We start from the raw sequence: 18,610 nt of genomic DNA, 5'->3' as shown, positions 1-18,610 counted from the left end.
CGTTTGCCTCGACATGAACCGCCCCGGCTTTCAAGGAGGCCGATTGGTTTAAGTTGACACCTCTGTCGAGGTGTCGCTGACGGCGAGTTGCCTCCAGTAGTTTGCCTCAGCTTCTGCCGGAGGGATGCCCCCAATCGGCGTGAGCAGTCGGACGTGATTGAACCAGTGCACCCACTGCAGGGTGGCCAGCTCCACGGATTCCCTGGTCTTCCAGGGTCCCCGGCGGTGAATCAGCTCGGCCTTGTACAGCCCGTTGATGGTCTCGGCCAGTGCGTTGTCGTAGCTGTCACCCCGGCTGCCCACTGATGGCTGGATACCCGCCTGGTCCAAGCGTTCGGTGTAGCGTATGGAAACGTATTGACTGCCCCTGTCGGAATGGTGCGTCAAGGCATGGGCTGCTGGCTGGCGGTCATACAGCGCCTGCTCCAGCGCATCCAGCACGAAGTCCGTTTGCATGCTGCGGCTGACCCGCCAGCCCACGATGCGCCGGGCGTACACGTCCACCACGAAGGCCACGTACAACCAGCCCTGCCAGGTGGAGACGTAGGTGAAGTCCGACACCCACAGCTCGTTGGGCCGGCTGGCCTTGAATTGCCGGTTGACGTGGTCCAGCGGGCACGGTGCCGATGTGTCCGGCGTGGTGGTGCGCACTGTCTTGCCACGGCGTGCTCCTTGCAAGCCCATGGCACGCATCAGGCGCTCGACCGTGCAGCGCGCCACTGCGATGCCCTCGCGGTTCATCTGCAGCCAGACCTTATCGGCCCCGTAGACCTGCCAGTTGGCGTGCCACACGCGCTGGATGTCGGCTTTCAAACCCTCGTCACGCTGGACGCGTTGACTGCGCAGTTGCGGGTTGCGTTGCCGGGCTGCGTGGCGCCAGTAACACGACGGGGCCATCTGCAGCACCCGGCAGATGGGCTCGACCCCGTAGTCATCACGGTGGCGGTCGATGTAGTTCTTCAAGACTTCAATCGGCGGTCGAGCTCCGCCTGCGCGAAAAACGCGCTGGCCGTCTTCAGGATGTCGTTGGCCCGGCGCAGCTCTTTGACCTCACGCTCCAGTTCCTTGATGCGCTGGGCGTCTGCCGTGGTGGTGCCGGGGCGCTGGCCGCTGTCGACCTCGGCCTTCTTGACCCAGTCATTCAAGGTCTGCGGCACGCAGCCAATCTTGGGCGCAATCGATTCAATGGCTGCCCACAGCGACGGGTAGTCGGCTCGGTGCTCCTGCACCATGCGAACGGCGCGCTCGCGGACTTCCGGGGAGAACTTCGGTGACTTGTTCATGGCTCCATCTTCTCAAGAGTTGGTGCCTCCTCGAAATCCGGGGCTGTTCAGCCATATTCTTGAGACCGGCAATGACAGCTACCGGTTCAAGAATAGCTCCGCACAGCAACCACCACAGACCACCAAGAAGGAGAAGGCGACCAAGAACTTATCCACAACGTGAGCGTGAAGCTCACGAACCAGGGTGGGTCAAGATTCGATGGAAATGGTGGGTCAGCTTTGCGTGGAAATCAACAGTGCTGACCTCCAGGGCAAAGTCGATGCCGTTGATCTTCAGGCCGGAGATCTGACGCAGCGCGTCGAATGAAACGGAATCGATGCTGTCCACGACCAGTTGCTGGCGTGCGGTCGCGGCGATGCGCTCGACCTCAGCGTGCTTGATGTACAAGGGGAGCTTCCGGTTGCAGCACCGGTAGTCGAGAGTCAGTACCGCCATTCACTTCTTCTCCGTCACATTCCGGCGGTACATCCGAACCAAATTGCCAACATCGTCGCGGATGTCGGGCGGCAGACGGCTGGCTTCGACGAAGGCGTCGTCAGCACTGATGCCGAGAATCTCGGCCGCCTTGCGGATCAGCTCGTCCTTGGGCGGTTTTTCCATGTCGCGCTCAATGCGCGACCAGTAGGCTGGCGATATCTCCAGCTGCCGCGCGAAGTCATTCATCTGAATTTCTTTCGCCTCGCGCGTCTTGCGGATGAATTGTCCGAAGGACATGGTTGTGACCTGGTTGCGTGATTGGTTAACGATCAAATTCTAGGTGTCGCAAGCTGCGCTGTCAATCGTTTCGTAAACGCGCAACAGATTTAATGCCGATGGCTCGGATTGCCCTACGTTGCCATCCCTTTCGGACGTTCCGGCCGACGATCTCAGGCATTGCAATTCCCGGAACTGCCATGACGACCATCGAACTGCCATCCCCATCCGAAATGACCCCGGCCGCCCGCGCGGCGGAGGTCTCCTCCATCCTCGCGGCGGCCATCGTCCGCACCCTCGTTGCGCCGGAAGCGACAGAGGGTGCGGTTCGCCTTGGCTTCCTGCCCGACCAGCGCGTTCATGCAACCCCCTCTCAACCGGAGAAGTTGTCATGAACGAAAACCCATCATCCATCGCGGCGCAGATCTCCGATCTGGGCCATCTGCCGATGGCCGAACTCTGGACGCTGTGGGATCGCTACTTCGAGCGCCGCCCACCGCACCCGAACCGCACCCATGTCGAATCACGCTTTGCCTACAAGCTGCAGGAGCAGGCCTTCGGCGGCCTCGCGGCGGAGACCCGCCAGCGTTTGGAGGCCATCGGAGCCAAGCATTCCCGGATCAAGCTGCGCGCCAAACCGCGCGCCCTCAACTTCGCGCCGGGCACGGTGCTGCTGCGCGAATGGGCAACGCGCGATCACCGCGTAACCGTGACCGCCGAAGGTCTGTTTGAGTACGAGGGCCGCTGCTTCAAGAGCCTGACCGCCGTGGCCCGCCAGATCACCGGGCAGCACCGCAGCGGGCCGGAATTCTTCGGCCTGCTGAAGGGAGGCAACTGATGGCCGAGACTGCCTCACCCAAGGCGCGCAAACGCTGCGCCGTCTACTGCCGCGTGTCCTCAGACGAGCGTCTCGATCAGGAATTCAACTCCATCGACGCGCAGAAGGAAGCGGGCCACGCCTACATCGTCAGTCAGCGCGCCGAGGGCTGGATTCCGGTCGCCGACGACTACGACGACCCCGGCTTCTCCGGCGGCAACACCGAGCGCCCGGCCTTGAAGCGGCTGCTGGCCGACATCCAGGACGGGCGCATCGACATCGTGGTCGTCTACAAGATCGACCGCCTGACGCGCAGCCTCACCGACTTCTCCAAGATGGTCGACGTGTTCGAGCGCCAGTCGGTGTCCTTCGTCTCGGTCACGCAGCAGTTCAACACCACTACATCGATGGGGCGGCTGACGCTCAACATCCTGCTGTCCTTCGCGCAGTTCGAGCGCGAGGTCACCGGCGAGCGCATCCGCGACAAGATCGCCGCCGCCAAGAAGAAGGGAATGTGGATGGGCGGCGTGCCCACCATCGGCTACGACGTGGTCAACCGCCTACTGGTGATCAACAAGGACGAGGCCGCCGTGGTGCGGCGAATGTTCGAAGAGATGCTGACCATCGGCTCGCCGACGCAGATCGCCGCGCGCCTGTCCGACGAAGGCGTCACCACCAAGGCGTGGACAACGCAGGACGGGCGCGTGCGTACCGGAACGCGCATCGACAAGAAGTACATCCACAAGGTGCTGCGCAACCGCATCTACCTTGGCGAGCTATCGAACCGGGGCACGTGGTATCCGGGCGCGCACCAGCCGATCATCGAGCAAGAGCTATGGGACAAGGTTCACGCAGTGCTGGCGCGCAACAGCCACGAGCGCGGCGTGGACACCAAGATCAGGTCGCGCAACGACGCACTGCTGCGCGGCTTGCTCTACGCGCCCTCGGGCGAACGGATGTACCCGACCTACTCGCGCAAGAACGGGCGCAAGTACCAGTACTACGTCTCCAAGTCGGAGAGCCGGTTCGGCGCGCCGGGCAAGAGCTACGAACGTCTGCCTGCTGCTGAGATCGAGGCGGCCGTCGTGGCGCAGATCCGCACCGTGCTGACCAGCCCCGAATCCATCGCCTCGGTGGTGCGCCACATCCAGAACAACGGCGGGCAGGTCGACGAGGCTAGCACGGTGATGGCGATGGCGCGGCTCAACGATGTGTGGGATCAGTTGTTCCCGGTCGAACGCCATCGCGTAGCCAACCTGATGATCGAACGCGTCGATCTCGTCCACACCGACGAGATGCAGGGCATCCGGGTGAGGTGGCGTGAACTGGGTTGGGACACCTTGATCGGCGAGTTCGCGCCACGCGGTGTCGGCGCGGAACTGCTGGAGGTGGAAGCGTGAAGGACGGCCAACTGGAAACCTTCGTGCCGATGACGCTGCGCCGCCGGGGCGTACAACGCCTCGTCCAGCACCCGGTGGTTGAAGAACGCGAGGCTCACGACAGCGCCCTGATCGAAGGCGTGGGGCGCGCCTTCCACTGGCAGCGCCTGCTCGATACCGGGGAGATGGAAAGCGGCTCGGCCATCGCACGCTCGGAAGGGCTGCATCAGTCGGTGATCAACGAGCTGCTGCGCCTGACCTTGCTCGCGCCGGACATCATCGAGCAACTGATGGCTGGGCGACAGCCGCGCCGGATGAGCCTGATCTGGTTCCAGCGTCACCCGCTTCCGGTGGACTGGGAGGCGCAGCGAGCCATCGTGCGCGGCTTCGAGGGCCCGGCATGAGCAAGAAACACCGAGGTCGCTTTGAGGGCGAATCCATCGTTCGGCACCTGCCGTCGCCTGCGGGCGGCGTGAAGCTGGAAACTTTCGTGCCGTGGCGGCTGGTGCAGCGCGGCGTAAAGAAGGAAGTCATCACGCCGCTGGACGCGCCGCAGGCTTTCAGGGAGCAGGCCGAAGCGGAACGGCAGACGCGCGCCGCCGCGCGGGACACTCCGATGATGCGCGCCCTGGGGCTGGCGCATCACTGGCAGCGCTTGCTGGACGAGCAGCGCGCGGCATCCGTGGCCGAGATCGCCGAGGCCGAAGGCATCGACAGCTCGCAGGTGCATCGGTTGATGCGCCTGACGCTGCTGGCTCCTGACGTCGTCGAGAAGCTGGTCGGTCAACCCGGCCTCACCGTCGAGAAAGTGCTCGGCCGCCCGTGGCCGTATGGCTGGCGTGAGCAGGTGCGCCTGCTGCCTTAACAATGCGCGCGCGGCAGGTCGCGCAATGACGTGGTGAAGTGCAGCGAGAGGTTTGCCTGCCGCATACCCCACTGTGGACGTTCCCGCCAGCCGGTTGCACCCAAGCCCACGGTGCCGCGCCCGTAGCGTCGGTTGATCGCGTCCATCGCGGACATCAGCTTGTCGTTGCCGATGGTGCTCGGCGCGAAGAGATCAGGCTGAATCTGTTCGGGGCGGCCCAAATCCATCAACCACACACCGGCCTTCTTGTACGCGAATCCGTCCTTGAGGAAGCCCCGCTGCATCCGACGCAGGGTGTCGAGCACTACGCGGGTATCGCTGGTGGCGCGCGGTAGATCGGTCGTGCGTTGCGGATGGTGCTGGCGCAGCTCGAGGCGGAAGTGGTCGGTGTTGGCGAAGATGCCGATAGCGCCGGTCACGAGGCCACGAGCGCGCAACTTCTCGCAGGCGCGCACGGCGAATGTGGCGAAGGCCTCGCTGATGGACTGGTGATTCTCGACGCGCTCGCCGAAGGATCGACTGACCATGATTTGTTGGCGGTCGGGTTCTACTTCCTCCAACGCAAGGCAAGGATCGCCCGACAGCTCACGCTGGGTGCGCGAGAGCACCACGCCGAACCTCTCTAGAATCAGGTCGCGCTGCGCATCACGCAGTTGCAGCGCCGTCGCTATGCCCAGTTCACGCAGCCGTGCCGACCAGCGCGGCCCAACGCCCCACAGTTCGCCCACGGGCGTGGCGGTGAGCACCTCGGCCAGGGCCTGCGGCGACAGCGCCGCCAGATCGGCCACGCCGCTGAGCGACGCCGGATAACTGCCAGGTTTGCGGACTGAGCTCTTGGCCACGAAATTGCCGAGCTTGGCCAGCGTCTTGGTCGCGCCGATGCCAACGCAGTTGGGGATACCCGTCCAGCGATGCACGCGCTCGTGCAGCTCGCGGGCAAACGCTTCACGATCCCGCATGCCGGTCAGGTCGAGAAACGACTCGTCGATGCTGTACGGCTCCACACGCGGCGCCGCGTCGCGCAGGATGGCCAGCACCCGCGCGCTCATGTCGCCGTACAGCGCAAAATTGGCCGACCGGACGGCCAGTTGCTTGCGCACGTCTGGCGCCACCTGGTGGATGGCCTGGCCCATCTTCACGCCCAGGGCCTTGGCTTCGTCACTGCGGGCGATGGCACAGCCGTCGTTGTTGGATAGCACGACAAGGGGCCGCCCGCGCAGCTCGGGCTGGAAAACCCGCTCGCAGCTCGCATAAAAGTTGTTGCCGTCGATCAGCGCAAACATCACCGCCCCACGCGCCCGTGCTCGCGCCGCATCTGCCGGGCCACGCCCACCACCGCAAAAATCTCGACCTCGGTGTCGGGCGGCAGCACGATCGATGCGATGGCCGGGTTGCGCCCGTGCAGCTCCACGTGATCGCCGCACACGTGCAGCACTTTGCACACGGGGGCGTTGCCGTCCCACATCGCAATCACCACGTCGCCGTGCTGCGGCCGGACGCTCCGGTCCACGACCAGCACGTCGCCGTCGCAGATGCCGGCCTGGATCATTGACCAGCCCTCGGCTCGATACAAAAACGTCGCGGGCGGATTGCGCACCAGCATCTCGTTCAGATCGACCCGGTCATCCTCAAAGTCTTCTGCGGGCGACGGAAAGCCCAGCGCAACGTGCACCGCACCCACGGGCAGCCGCAGCACATGGGCGTCGATCTGCGCCGGCCCCAGCAGGCGGGCACGGGTGTCGGTGGGGTGGGCTTTGATACTGTGCATAACAACAGTATTTGACCACGACCGCCAGACGCCTGCCAGGTCCCACAATCCGCCCATGTGCAACCGCTACGTCGCCCCCGACCCGGCCGCCATCGAGCGCCACTGGCAAGCCAGGGCCAGCCAGCCCAGCGTGTGGGCGGCCAGCATCCACCCGCGCGCGCCCGGCCCCTTCATCCGCGCCGAGGGCGGCGCGCGGGCGCTGGTCGTCGGCCAATGGGGCCTGATCCCGTTCTTTGCCAAGATGGCCAAGCTGCCGTATTCGACAAACAACGCCCGGTCCGAAGAGCTGGCCGCCAAGCCCACCTTCCGCGACCCGTGGAAGCGCGGGCAGCGCTGCATCATTCCCGCCGTGTCTTTCGATGAACCGTGTTGGGAGACGGGCAAGAACGTCTGGTGGCGGTTCCGCCGCGTCGACGGCGCACCCTGGGGTCTGGCGGGTCTTTGGAACACCTGGGCGGACAAGGCGACGGGCGAACTGGTCGAGAGCTACACGATGCTCACCCTCAACGCCGACGCACACCCGCTGATGCGCCGGATGCACAAACCCGAGCCCGACCTGCTACCGGATGCGCAGGACAAGCGGTCGGTGATCCCCATCGATGCGGACGACGTCGAGCAGTGGCTGCGCGGCACGGTGGACGAGGCACAGAGCCTGCTGCGGCTCGCACCTGTGGAAACGTTCGATACGGGGCCCGTTTCGGCGGCGTCGCATTCCTCGCTGCTGTAGCAGTCTCCAACCACAACCAACCGTCTCCAAACCCTTGTGGCGCAAGGAAGTCGCCTTTGGCGCACTCCACGGACACCAGAGAAAAACAGAGAAGAGAGAGGCGTCAGAGAGCCTGACGGCGCGAACCGGCCGCGTCCGCGTCCGAAGGGTGATGCCCCAAAACACAGCAAACACGCGGGGAACGGCCAAGAAAAAACCCCAACCGAGAACGGTTGGGGCTTCAATAATGGTGGTGGAACACGGAACCGAACCCGCGTCCGTAATCCGAACTAAATAGTAACGCCTTGGCCTTGAGGACGTGGATTCGATGATTTGGCCAAAATCGTCCTGCGCTGCCACTGGGCTTCTTGGGTAACGCGATCCGCAGCGACGACTGGGCCATTCCGCACATTGGCCTGAGCAGTCTCGGGGAAATCGTCGGCTGGGCGCGCCCAGACGAGTTTCCGCCAAGGAACATGCGCACGAGCAAGGGGCTGCGGGCGCTCGGTTACAACGTGAGGATCGGTGTTTGATCTGCGGCCGTGGGCGGCGCCCGCAAGGTCCCGATCAACCCACCGTCCCCTGCGCCGGACCGGCCCGCCCTGGCATACCGTCCTTGAAGATTTGAGTCACATCAATCGGCCAGCAGGTCGCTGGATGTTGACTCTTGACTTTCGGCATGTTAGGCGCAATATCTTGCAAAGTCTTGCAAGAATTTCCTCGAGCGAGGCCGCGTGACGACGGAACTTGTGGGGGTGGTATGACAGCGCGCCAGCAGGCGATCTTCACACTCGACGAGTTGGCTACCTACTTAAAGGTCGGCAAGCGGACGCTTTACCGGCTCGCCGCGCACGGGGAAATTCCGGCCTTCAAGGTCGGCGGGACGTGGCGGTTTCGTCAAAGTGAAATCGATCAATGGATCAATGATCAGATCCAAGCAGGCAGAAAGAAGGAGGTGATACGCACAGATGAGCAGCCGAAGTCAGCGAAACATCCCGTGTTGCCTGGGCGCGCTATCCATAGCCGCAGGCAAGCGGATTGAGTGAGTCTTCAATTGATTTCTGGAGGTATGACATGGACATTGATTTCAAGAAATTGGCTCCCTGGAACTGGTTCAAAAAGGAGCAGGAAGAACAACAGAGCACTGCCTCGCTGCCGGTGCAGCGCAATGACCTGCCTGTGGCGGGTGGGCCCGTCAGTCCCATCCTGCAATTGCATCGCGAGATCGACCGCCTGTTCGACGACGCGTTTCGAGGCTTCGGTTTCCCGACGCTGGCCATGCCACGCTGGCCGTCGGACTGGCCGGGCATGCTGAAGCCGGCGCTGGACATCCAGGAGACCGACAAGCAGTACAAGATCGCCCTGGAAGTACCCGGCATCGAGGAAAAAGACATCCAGATCACGCTCGACAACGACGTGCTGCTGGTGCGCGGTGAAAAGCGTCAGGAGCAGGAAACGAAAGACGGCGGTTTCCACCGGGTGGAGCGCTCCTACGGCAGCTTTCAGCGCGCTCTGAACCTGCCGGCCGATGCCAACCAGGACACGATCAAGGCCGCTTTCAAGAACGGCGTGCTCACGATCACGATGGACAAGCGCGAGGCCAGTACGCCCAAGCAGGGGCGCTCGATCCCGATCAACGGCTGACGCGGGGCAGCGCGTTTTTCTCAAAAACCACAAAGAGATGAGGCACCGCGATCGGCGGTGCCTCGTCAGATCAATCTTTACAGGAGCATCAGCATGGCCAGAAAACAATGCCAAGTCTGCGGCCAGCCCGCCACGGTGCGGGTGGAAGCCAATCTCAATGGTCGCCACAGCACCATGCTGTTGTGTGACGATCACTATCGCCAACTGGTGCGCCAGCAAAAGCGCACCGTCTCACCGCTGGAAGCCTTGTTCGGCTCGCGCAGCGGGCTGTTCGAAGACTTCCTTGGCAGCGACTTCTTCCGCATCGGTGACGACGCACCGTCCATGGCGGCCGATACCGACGAGGTCGTCGATGCCTCGTTCGGCGAACCCGCCCCGGCCGGTACGGGCACCGCGCGCCGTCGCGGCAGTGGGCTCGCCAGCCGTATCAGCGAACAGTCCGAGGCCCTATTGCAGGAGGCCGCCCGACACGCTGCAGAGTTCGGGCGCGCCGAAGTCGATACCGAACACCTGCTGCTGGCGCTATCCGACAGCGACGTGGTCAAGACCATCCTGGGGCAGTTCAAGATCAAGGTCGATGACCTCAAGCGCCAGATCGAATCCGAAGCCAAGCGCGGCGATAAGCCGTTCGAGGGCGAGATCGGCGTGTCGCCCCGGGTCAAGGACGCGCTCAGCCGTGCTTTCGTGGCCTCCAACGAACTCGGCCACTCTTATGTCGGGCCGGAGCATTTCCTGATCGGGCTCGCCGAGGAAGGCGAAGGTTTGGCGGCCAACCTGCTGCGCCGTTACGGCCTCACGCCGCAAGCGCTGCGCCAGCAGGTAAGCAAGGTGGTCGGCAAAGGGGCCGAGGATGGCCGCGCCGAGACGCCGACCAACACGCCGGAACTCGACAAGTATTCGCGCGACCTCACCAAGATGGCGCGCGAGGGCAAGCTCGATCCGGTCATCGGCCGCGCGCAGGAGATCGAGACGACCATCGAAGTGCTGGCCCGGCGCAAGAAGAACAACCCGGTGCTGATCGGCGAGCCCGGCGTCGGCAAGACCGCCATCGTCGAAGGGTTGGCGCAGCGCATGGTGGCCGGTGAAGTGCCTGAGACGCTGCGCGACAAGCGCCTGGTGGAACTCAACATCAATGCCATGGTGGCTGGCGCCAAGTACCGGGGCGAGTTCGAGGAGCGCGTGCAGAAGGTGCTCAAGGAAGTGACCGAGCACCAGGGCGAGCTGATTCTCTTCATCGACGAGGTGCACACCATCGTCGGTGCAGGCCAGGGTGGCGGCGAAGGCGGGCTGGACGTGGCCAACGTGTTCAAGCCGATGATGGCGCGCGGCGAACTGAACCTGATCGGCGCCACCACGCTCAACGAGTACCAGAAGTACATCGAGAAGGACGCCGCGCTGGAGCGTCGCTTCCAGCCGGTGATGGTGCCCGAGCCGACGGTAGCGCAGACCATGATGATCCTGCGCGGCCTGCGCGACACCTTCGAGGCACACCACAAGGTCAGCATCACCGAGGATGCGATCATCGCCGCCGCCGAGTTGTCGGACCGCTACATCACCGCGCGCTTTTTGCCTGACAAGGCCATCGACCTGCTCGACCAGGCGGCCGCACGCGTGAAGCTGTCGGCCACGGCCCGCCCGGTGGCGGTGCAAGAGCTGGAGTCCGAACTGCACCAGCTGCGGCGTGAGCAGGACTATGTGGCCTCGCGCAAGCAGTACGACAAGGCCGCCGAGCTGGGCAAGCACATCGAGGCCAAAGAGGCCGAACTCAAGAAGCTTGTCGAGGAATGGGAACGCGAGCGCGCCTCGGGCAGCGCCGAAGTCAAGGCCGAGCATGTCGCGCAGATCGTCTCGCGCCTGACCGGCATTCCGGTCAACGAGCTGACGGTGGAAGAACGCGAGAAGCTGCTGCATCTGGAGCAGCGGCTGCACGAGCGCCTGGTGGGCCAGGACGAAGCAGTGCGCGCGGTGGCCGATGCCGTGCGGTTGTCGCGCGCGGGCCTGCGCGAAGGCAGCAAGCCGGTGGCGACTTTTCTGTTCCTCGGGCCGACCGGCGTGGGCAAGACCGAGCTCGCCAAGGCGCTGGCCGAGTCCATCTATGGCGATGAAGGTGCTCTGCTGCGCATCGACATGTCCGAGTACGGTGAACGCCATACCGTGGCACGCCTGGTGGGGGCGCCTCCGGGTTACGTCGGCTACGACGAGGGTGGCCAGCTCACCGAGAAGGTGCGGCGCAAACCCTACAGCGTGTTGCTGCTGGACGAGATCGAGAAGGCTCACCCCGACGTCTACAACATCCTGCTGCAGGTGTTCGACGACGGGCGGCTCACCGACGGCAAGGGCCGGGTGGTGGATTTCACCAATACCATCATCATCGCCACCTCGAACTTGGGCTCGGACATCATCCAGCGTCGGCTGAAGGCCCGTGGCGCCGCCGGCGAGGAATACGAGAAGACCAAGGGCGAGGTGATGGACGTGCTGCGCGGACACTTCCGCCCCGAGTTCCTCAACCGCATCGACGAGATCATCGTCTTCCATGCGCTGGGCAAGGAGGAGATCCGCCATATCGTCGGCCTGCAGCTCGATCGTGTGGCCCGCAACGCCGCCAGCCAGGGCGTGACGCTCGCCTTCGATCAGACCTTGATCGATCACTTCGCGGAGGAAGGCTACAAGCCCGAGTTCGGCGCGCGTGAGCTCAAGCGGCTGATCCGCAGCGAGCTGGAAACTGCTCTGGCGCGCGAGATGCTGGGTGGCGGTATCGGCAAGGCCGATCACGCCAGCGCCCGCTGGGACGACAAGGCCGAACGGGTGGTCTTCGAGCGCCAGGAGCCACCCGCGAAGCCGGCCGAGCCTGAGAAGCCCGATGCCGCGAACGTGGCCGAGACGCCGCCGAGCGACGCGAGCAAGCCTGCGCGCAAGAAGAAGTCAGCGGGCGGCGAATCTTGAGTCATGGGGAGGCTGTCGTGTCCGACCCCAACGGGCTGACATGGGCAGCCACCCTCGTGTCGCTGGCGGTCGCTATCCCCACAGCGGGGCACGCGATCATCTACAAGCGTGACCCGCGATCGGCCACGCTGTGGGTACTGCTGATCGCCTTGTTGCCGCTTGCCGGTTCGCTGCTGTATGGGCTGTTCGGCATCAACCGTTACCAGCGGCGGGCGCGGCGGCTGTTTCCGGGGGCAGATCCTGCTGTTCGGCAGGACCTCGTGCCTACGATGCCCCAGGCCGTATCGGCGCCGTTTGCCGGCCTGGCGCACCTGGTGGGACGTGCCACCGGCCAGTCGCTGACCAGCGGCAACCGCATCGAGCCGCTCGTCGATGGCGAGCAGGCCTACCCGGCCATGCTCGCTGCCATCGAGTCGGCGCGGCACAGCGTCGCGCTGGCTTCGTACATCTTCGACAGCCAAGGCATCGGGGCGCAGTTCGTCGATGCGCTGCGCCGGGCTCATGAGCGCGGCGTGCAAGTGCGGGTGCTGATCGACGACGTCTATGCCCGCTGGTCGCCCCGCAGCGCCTACCGCGCCTTGCAACGCGCCGGCGTTCCGGCAGCTACGTTCAACCCGACGTTGATTCCCGCGCGCCTGCATGCCGCGCATCTGCGCAATCACCGCAAGCTGCTGGTGATCGATGGCGAGACAGGTTTCACCGGTGGCATGAACATCTGCAGCCCGTATTGGCGGCCCGATGCGCCGGAGCAGGCCTGTCACGATTTGCACTTTCGTCTGCGCGGGCCGGTGGTTGCGCATCTGATGCGGTGCTTCACCGATGATTGGTGCGATACCACGGGCGAGCGGCTCAGCAAGGGTTTCTGGGGCGAACCGCCCGCAACGGCTGATGAGCAAGGAACCTCTTGGGCGCGCGGCATCGAGGCCGGTCCCGATGAGGCCCTGGACAGGATGCGCTGGACCTTCATGGGCGCTTTGAGCGCGGCGAAGCATTCGGTGCGCATCTGGACACCTTACTTCGTGCCCGATCAGCCGATGATCGCGGCGCTGAGCACGGCCGCGTTGCGCGGCGTGCGCGTCGAGGTGCTGACGCCCGCAAACGGCGACCATCCCACGGTGCAATGGGCCGCGCGCGCCCACTACTGGCAGGTGCTGGAGCACGGTGTACGCATCTTCGAACGGCCTGGCCCGTTCGACCACAGCAAGCTGATGCTGATAGACGGCCAGTGGTGCTGCCTGGGTTCGGCCAATTGGGATGCGCGCAGCCTGCGCCTCAACTTCGAGTTCAATGTGGAGGTGTACGACACCGCGCTGTCTACGCGGCTGGAATCCCTTTTTGATGCCGCCCGTGATGCATCGAACGAGATATCGGCCATGGCGTTGCGCGCCCGCCCGCTGGCCATCCGCTTGCGCGACGGGGTGGCCCGTCTGTTCACCCCCATTCTCTAGCGGCACGACTTGCGAGGAACATTGCCCATGGAAAAGAAAGATCAATGGAACATTGGCTACTGGATCGTCGCCGGCCTGTTGCTGCTGACGCTGCAGAACTACTGGCAGGCGGCCAAGACCGTCGAGCCCGTGCCCTACAGCGAATTCGAGAAGGCGCTGGCCGAGGGGCGCGTCGCCGAAGTGCTGGTGTCGGACCGCACGGTCACCGGGCGCCTGAAATCGCCGGACAGCCGGGGCAAGACCACCATCGTGGCCACTCGCGTCGAACCCGACCTGGCCGAGCGGCTGTCCAAGTACGACGTGCCTTACGCGCGGGTGGTGGAAAGCACCTGGCTACGTGATGTGCTCTCCTGGATTCTGCCGGCGGTGGCCTTCTTCGGCGTCTGGTTCTTCCTGTTCCGCCGCTTCGCCGAGAAGCAGGGCATGGGCGGCTTCCTGAGCATCGGCAAGAGCCGTGCCAAGGTATTCATGGAGAAGAACACTGGCGTGACCTTTGCCGATGTCGCTGGTGTCGATGAGGCCAAGGCGGAGTTGGTTGAGATCGTCGATTTCCTCAAGAATCCGCAGGAGTATGGACGGCTCGGGGCGCGCATCCCGAAAGGTGTGTTGCTGGTTGGCCCGCCCGGCACGGGCAAGACCCTGCTGACCAAGGCCGTGGCGGGCGAGGCCGGGGTACCGTTCTTTTCCATCTCAGGCTCGGAGTTCGTCGAGATGTTCGTCGGCGTGGGTGCAGCGCGCGTGCGCGACCTGTTCGAGCAGGCCCGCGGGCAGGCGCCGGCCATCATCTTCATCGACGAGCTCGATGCGCTGGGCCGCGCGCGCGGCGTCGGCGGCCCCATCGGCGGCCACGACGAGCGCGAGCAGACCCTCAACCAGCTGCTCACGGAGATGGACGGCTTCGACAGCTCGGTCGGGCTGATCATCCTCGCCGCCACCAACCGCCCCGAAATCCTCGACCAGGCGCTGCTGCGCGCCGGTCGCTTCGACCGTCAGGTGCTGGTGGACCGGCCCGACAAGAAGGGACGGCTGGACATCCTGAAAGTCCACGTCAAGAAGGTGACGCTGGCTCAGGATATCGATCTCGAACAGGTGGCTGCGCTGACCACGGGCTTTTCGGGTGCAGACCTCGCGAACCTGGTCAACGAGGCCGCGCTGGCCGCGACCCGGCGCAAAGCGTCCGCCGTGGAGTTGCAGGATTTCACCGCCGCCATCGAGCGCATCGTGGCGGGCCTGGAGAAGAAGAACCGAGTGCTCAATCCCAAGGAGCGGGAAACCGTGGCCTATCACGAGATGGGGCATGCGCTGGTGGCGCTGGCGCTGCCCGGCACCGATCCGGTACACAAGATTTCAATCGTTCCGCGTGGCATCGGTGCACTCGGCTACACCCTGCAGCGGCCCACCGAAGACCGATTTCTGATGACACGTGCCGACCTGGAGCACAAGATCGCCGTGCTCCTGGGAGGGCGCGCGGCTGAGAAGCTCGTGTTTGGCGAGCTGTCCACAGGGGCTTCAGACGATCTCGCGCGGGCCACCGACATCGCCCGCGATATGATTACGCGCTTCGGCATGGATGAGGGCTTGGGGTACGTTGCTTTTGAGGCACAGAGGCCGCGTTTTCTTGATGCGCCTGAACTGGTACAGGGTGGCTGCCGGGTAGCCGAATCGACACAGACACGCATCGACCAAGCCATCCGTGACATCGTGATGGGTGTGTTTGATCGTGCATACCGAATTCTCGAAATTAACCGAGAAGTGCTGGAGCGGTGCGCGCGCGAACTGCTCGCACGGGAAACGCTGGATGAATACAGCATCCGGCAACTGACGCAAGGGCTACAGCTCGAATCCCCATGTCACAGCGGCCCAACTGCCGGAGCCATTACTTCCTCTGTGTCCCAAGGAGCCCCCTCATGAGTGACAGCATTCATATCGTCTGCCCACACTGCCAATCCATCAATCGCGTGCCAGCCAACAAGTTGGCAGAGAAGCCCAATTGCGGGCGGTGCCAGCACCCGCTGTTCACCGGAGAACCCATTGATCTGACCACAGCGACCTTCGCCCGTCATCTGGAGCGCAGTGACCTGCCGCTGCTGGTTGACTTTTGGGCGCCGTGGTGTGGACCGTGCAAGATGATGGCGCCGCAGTTCGAGCAGGCAGCCTCCCTGCTTGAACCCAAGGTGAGGTTGGCCAAGGTAAATACCGAGGCCGAGCCTCACCTGGCCGCCCAGTTCGGTATTCGCAGCATTCCAACCCTGATTTTGTTCCGGGGGGGACATGAGGTTGCACGTCAGGCGGGCGCCATGGGCGCGCAGGACATTATGCGCTGGGTGGCTTCGCAATTGCCCCGGTGATTCAGGTGTGATCGAGTCGTCTTCTCGGACTCTCCGTTCCATTAACGTTTCATTGAAAGAGAGAGCGCAACGCTTATGAATAAAGAATCTGGCCACACGGCCCTTGACGAGATACGCTCCCAGTGGCGGTTGATGACGGTTTACGAGCGCTTCGAGCAGTTCGTTGCCATCACGCTTTCGGGCGTCATCGCGTTGGTAATTGTGATTTCGCTGATTCAGTTGATTCGGCTGGTGTTCACACTGCTCGTCATGGATGCGCTGAATCCACTGGATCATAAGGTTTTCCAGCTGGTGTTCGGTGCCACCATGACGCTGCTGATCGCCATGGAATTCAAGCATTCGATCGTCAAAGTGGCTCTGCGCAAGGAAAGCATCATCCAGGTCAAGACCGTCATTCTGATCGCGATCCTGGCACTGGCCCGCAAGTTCATCATCCTAGAACCCGACGTTGATCCTGCCAAAGTGGCCGCGCTGGCGGGGACGGTACTGGCCTTGGGTCTGACCTATTGGCTCATGCGTGAACGCGATGACCGCAAGAGCGAGTAATGGAGGCATGACCCCCTATGGTCTAGTCGGCCGACACGATGCCAGGTCGAGGCACCGCTGGCTCAATCGCTTTCAAACCGCGCTGCTGGTTTTGACCCTGGTGGGGATCGCAGCTGCCGCTGGCAGTCTGCTGTTCGGCGAGATTGGCCTTTGGCTGGCACTGGCAACATGCGCATTGACCCTGCTGATCGAACCTGTCGCCGCCTCCGCGATGACCTTGCGTCTGTATGGCGCCCGTCCCTTGCGCCCTGATGAAGCCCCCGCAATCTGGTCGTTGCTGCGAGCGCTCGCAGCTCGCGCAGGATTGCCGAACACGCCGGTTCCGTACTATGTGCCCAGCGACATCGTCAATGCCTTTGCCACCGGCTCCAGGCGCCTTGCCTCCATTGCCCTCACCGATGGCCTGCTCCGCAGCCTGAGTATGCGCGAACTGCAAGCCGTGCTGGCGCATGAAGTCGCGCACATCGCTCAAGAAGATCTTCGTGTCATGGGCTTGGCCGATTCGATCAGCCGGCTCACGAACCTGCTGGCGTTGTTGGGTCAGGTCGCGCTCCTGATCAGCATGCCAGCCTTGCTGGTCGGTGCAGCAGAAATTAACTGGATTGGCTTACTGTTGTTGGCCGCTTCGCCGCAACTTGCACTGCTCGCACAGTTGGGTCTGTCACGTGTGCGAGAGTTCGATGCCGACCGGATGGCAGTAGAGCTGACGGGAGATCCGCACGGGCTCGCCTCGGCGCTGGCGAAGATCGAGCGGGTGAGCCGCTCGTGGCGAGCCTGGTTGTTGCCCGGCTGGGGGAATCCCGAACCGTCCTGGTTGCGCACGCATCCGGCGACAGAGGATCGTATCGCGCGCCTGATGGCGTTGGCGCCTCAGCCATCGCAGGCCCTGCCGTACCAAACGGAATATCTCGCGCCAAGGTCGTTCGCCCCGATGCGCCCGCCACGCCGGGGCCTGAGCGGCCTTTGGCGCTAAATCACTCGAAAGGAACCCCCGCCATGGCTTACCACGATCCTTACCCACAACGCCCAGCTCCGGATCATTTCGTCCGGCGGTGGCTCTTCATCACTGCGTGCGTTGCCGCACTCATGCTGTTCTGGCAGTTCCTGCCCGCCATCGAGGCCTGGTTCAGCCCGCGCCAAGCCGCTGAGCGCACCGTCACGCCGCGTGGCGATCTGGCCGCTGACGAACAGGCCACCATCGAACTGTTCGAGAAATCCCGGGGATCGGTGGTCTACATCACGACGTCCCAACTGGTACGAGATGTCTGGACGCGCAACGTCTTTTCCGTGCCGCGCGGGACGGGTTCGGGTTTCATCTGGGATGACGCCGGTCATGTCGTTACCAACTTTCATGTGATTCAGGGGGCGTCGGAGGCCACGGTCAAACTGGCCGACGGCCGCGATTACCAAGCCGCGCTGGTCGGAGTGAGTCCGGCACACGATATCGCGGTGCTCAAAATCGGCGTCGGCTTCCAGCGCCCGCCCGCCGTTCCGGTCGGCACCAGCGCAGACCTCAAGGTGGGACAAAAGGTGTTCGCCATCGGCAACCCCTTCGGCCTGGATTGGACACTCACCAACGGCATCGTGTCCGCGCTAGATCGATCGCTGCCCGGAGAATCTGGCGGAGTGACCATCGAACACCTGATTCAAACCGATGCCGCTATCAACCCCGGCAACTCGGGTGGGCCGTTGCTCGATTCCGCCGGCCGTCTGATCGGCATCAACACAGCGATCTACAGCCCTTCCGGTGCATCGGCTGGGATTGGCTTCGCCGTACCGGTGGACACGGTCATGCGTGTGGTGCCACAACTTATCAAGACCGGCAAATACATCCGTCCGGCGCTTGGGATCGAGGTAGACGAGCAGCTCAACCGCCGATTGCAGGCACTGACCAGTACCCAAGGCGTGTTTGTGCTCCGTGTCGCCCCTGGCTCAGCGGCGCAAAAGGCGGGGCTGAGCGGTATCACCGTTGGCCCCGAAGGCATCGTGCCGGGAGACCGTATCACAGGCATAGACGGCGCTCCCGTCGACGATGTCGCCAAACTGCTCGCACGGCTTGACGACCAAAAGGTAGGAGATGTTGTGGTCTTGTCAGTCGAGCGGGCCGGTAAGCCACGGGAAGTGCGCGTGGAGTTGCAACCTGGCGCCTGATCTGGAGTTGATGACTTC

Annotated in this window: 20 protein-coding genes, 1 pseudogene and 1 other annotated feature; of the genes and pseudogenes, 16 read left to right on the top strand and 5 right to left on the bottom strand. The window is 63.7% G+C overall.

Annotated elements, in window-relative coordinates; all coding sequences use genetic code 11:
- Nucleotides 1–48: 48 nt before the first annotated feature.
- A protein-coding gene (locus tag ALIDE2_RS10355; protein WP_085945337.1) for an IS3 family transposase occupies nt 49–1,283 on the bottom strand; the annotation gives its coding sequence in 2 pieces (ribosomal slippage) (nt 49–995 and nt 995–1,283; 1,236 coding nt in all).
- Nucleotides 889–1,005 (bottom strand) — a sequence feature (AL1L pseudoknot). It overlaps the preceding gene by 117 nt.
- Nucleotides 1,284–1,335: 52 nt before the next feature.
- Here ALIDE2_RS10355 and ALIDE2_RS25355 point away from each other — a divergent pair.
- Nucleotides 1,336–1,446 (top strand): annotated as a pseudogene (locus tag ALIDE2_RS25355) (ATP-binding protein); the annotation flags it as partial.
- A 9-nt stretch (nt 1,447–1,455) separates the two neighbouring features.
- Here the strand turns inward: ALIDE2_RS25355 and ALIDE2_RS10345 are convergent.
- Complete coding sequence (locus tag ALIDE2_RS10345; RefSeq protein WP_013518715.1) at nt 1,456–1,719, bottom strand: hypothetical protein; 264 nt, start codon at nt 1,717–1,719, stop codon at nt 1,456–1,458.
- Nucleotides 1,720–1,998 (bottom strand): helix-turn-helix domain-containing protein, encoded by a 279-nt coding sequence (locus tag ALIDE2_RS10340; protein ID WP_013518714.1) that lies wholly within the window; start codon nt 1,996–1,998, stop codon nt 1,720–1,722.
- A 179-nt stretch (nt 1,999–2,177) separates the two neighbouring features.
- Between ALIDE2_RS10340 and ALIDE2_RS10335 the strand changes: the two genes are divergently transcribed.
- Genes ALIDE2_RS10335 through ALIDE2_RS10315 form a run of 5 tightly spaced genes read left to right on the top strand, consistent with a single transcriptional unit; the run spans nt 2,178 to nt 5,038 of the window.
- Nucleotides 2,178–2,372: a hypothetical protein gene (locus ALIDE2_RS10335; protein WP_013518713.1), complete on the top strand. Its 195-nt coding sequence runs from the start codon at nt 2,178–2,180 to the stop codon at nt 2,370–2,372.
- A complete protein-coding gene (locus tag ALIDE2_RS10330; protein ID WP_013518712.1) occupies nt 2,369–2,815 on the top strand; it encodes a DUF2924 domain-containing protein in 447 nt (148 codons plus the stop codon). Before ALIDE2_RS10335 ends, ALIDE2_RS10330 begins: the two co-directional genes overlap by 4 nt.
- Nucleotides 2,815–4,194 carry a recombinase family protein gene (locus ALIDE2_RS10325; RefSeq protein WP_013518711.1) on the top strand — a complete coding sequence of 460 codons (1,380 nt, stop codon included), beginning with the start codon at nt 2,815–2,817 and terminating at the stop codon, nt 4,192–4,194. Before ALIDE2_RS10330 ends, ALIDE2_RS10325 begins: the two co-directional genes overlap by 1 nt.
- Before the next feature lie 29 nt (nt 4,195–4,223).
- Nucleotides 4,224–4,577 (top strand): hypothetical protein, encoded by a 354-nt coding sequence (locus ALIDE2_RS10320; protein WP_041701437.1) that lies wholly within the window; start codon nt 4,224–4,226, stop codon nt 4,575–4,577.
- Nucleotides 4,574–5,038 (top strand): hypothetical protein, encoded by a 465-nt coding sequence (locus ALIDE2_RS10315; protein WP_013518709.1) that lies wholly within the window; start codon nt 4,574–4,576, stop codon nt 5,036–5,038. The genes ALIDE2_RS10320 and ALIDE2_RS10315 overlap by 4 nt, the downstream gene beginning before the upstream one ends.
- On the opposite strand, the gene ALIDE2_RS10310 is transcribed toward ALIDE2_RS10315, so the two are convergent.
- Nucleotides 5,035–6,321: a Y-family DNA polymerase gene (locus ALIDE2_RS10310; RefSeq protein WP_013518708.1), complete on the bottom strand. Its 1,287-nt coding sequence runs from the start codon at nt 6,319–6,321 to the stop codon at nt 5,035–5,037. The two genes, ALIDE2_RS10315 and ALIDE2_RS10310, sit on opposite strands and share 4 nt — an antisense overlap.
- Nucleotides 6,321–6,806: a LexA family protein gene (locus ALIDE2_RS10305; RefSeq protein ID WP_013518707.1), complete on the bottom strand. Its 486-nt coding sequence runs from the start codon at nt 6,804–6,806 to the stop codon at nt 6,321–6,323. The genes ALIDE2_RS10310 and ALIDE2_RS10305 overlap by 1 nt, the downstream gene beginning before the upstream one ends.
- Nucleotides 6,807–6,861: 55 nt before the next feature.
- Here ALIDE2_RS10305 and ALIDE2_RS10300 point away from each other — a divergent pair, with 55 nt between their 5' ends.
- The 10 genes from ALIDE2_RS10300 to ALIDE2_RS10255 all read left to right on the top strand — a co-directional run bounded on the left by ALIDE2_RS10300 (nt 6,862) and on the right by ALIDE2_RS10255 (nt 18,592).
- Complete coding sequence (locus ALIDE2_RS10300; protein ID WP_013518706.1) at nt 6,862–7,533, top strand: SOS response-associated peptidase; 672 nt, start codon at nt 6,862–6,864, stop codon at nt 7,531–7,533.
- Nucleotides 7,534–8,272: 739 nt separating this feature from the next.
- Complete coding sequence (gene mads1, locus ALIDE2_RS10295; protein ID WP_003454941.1) at nt 8,273–8,554, top strand: methylation-associated defense system helix-turn-helix domain-containing protein MAD1; 282 nt, start codon at nt 8,273–8,275, stop codon at nt 8,552–8,554.
- Between the two features lie 32 nt (nt 8,555–8,586).
- A complete protein-coding gene (locus tag ALIDE2_RS10290; protein WP_009238725.1) occupies nt 8,587–9,156 on the top strand; it encodes an Hsp20/alpha crystallin family protein in 570 nt (189 codons plus the stop codon).
- Between the two features lie 93 nt (nt 9,157–9,249).
- Nucleotides 9,250–12,099 carry a heat shock survival AAA family ATPase ClpK gene (clpK, locus tag ALIDE2_RS10285; RefSeq protein WP_009238724.1) on the top strand — a complete coding sequence of 950 codons (2,850 nt, stop codon included), beginning with the start codon at nt 9,250–9,252 and terminating at the stop codon, nt 12,097–12,099.
- A 17-nt stretch (nt 12,100–12,116) separates the two neighbouring features.
- Nucleotides 12,117–13,547, top strand: a complete 1,431-nt coding sequence (gene cls / locus ALIDE2_RS10280) for a cardiolipin synthase (protein ID WP_009238723.1) — start codon at nt 12,117–12,119, stop codon at nt 13,545–13,547.
- A gap of 27 nt (nt 13,548–13,574) precedes the next feature.
- Nucleotides 13,575–15,458: an ATP-dependent zinc metalloprotease FtsH gene (ftsH, locus tag ALIDE2_RS10275; protein ID WP_009238722.1), complete on the top strand. Its 1,884-nt coding sequence runs from the start codon at nt 13,575–13,577 to the stop codon at nt 15,456–15,458.
- Nucleotides 15,455–15,895 carry a thioredoxin TrxC gene (gene trxC, locus ALIDE2_RS10270; protein WP_009238721.1) on the top strand — a complete coding sequence of 147 codons (441 nt, stop codon included), beginning with the start codon at nt 15,455–15,457 and terminating at the stop codon, nt 15,893–15,895. Before ftsH ends, trxC begins: the two co-directional genes overlap by 4 nt.
- Before the next feature lie 75 nt (nt 15,896–15,970).
- Complete coding sequence (locus ALIDE2_RS10265) at nt 15,971–16,441, top strand: phosphate-starvation-inducible PsiE family protein (protein ID WP_009238720.1); 471 nt, start codon at nt 15,971–15,973, stop codon at nt 16,439–16,441.
- A 7-nt stretch (nt 16,442–16,448) separates the two neighbouring features.
- Nucleotides 16,449–17,414 (top strand): zinc metalloprotease HtpX, encoded by a 966-nt coding sequence (locus ALIDE2_RS10260; RefSeq protein ID WP_009238719.1) that lies wholly within the window; start codon nt 16,449–16,451, stop codon nt 17,412–17,414.
- A gap of 23 nt (nt 17,415–17,437) precedes the next feature.
- Nucleotides 17,438–18,592, top strand: a complete 1,155-nt coding sequence (locus tag ALIDE2_RS10255) for a S1C family serine protease (protein WP_009238718.1) — start codon at nt 17,438–17,440, stop codon at nt 18,590–18,592.
- Nucleotides 18,593–18,610: the final 18 nt, after the last annotated feature.

It is taken from the genome of Alicycliphilus denitrificans K601 (genome assembly GCF_000204645.1).
In the GTDB taxonomy this organism is placed as follows: Bacteria; Pseudomonadota; Gammaproteobacteria; order Burkholderiales; family Burkholderiaceae_C; genus Alicycliphilus; species Alicycliphilus denitrificans.
This window is presented reverse-complemented; position numbering and strand designations above follow the sequence as displayed.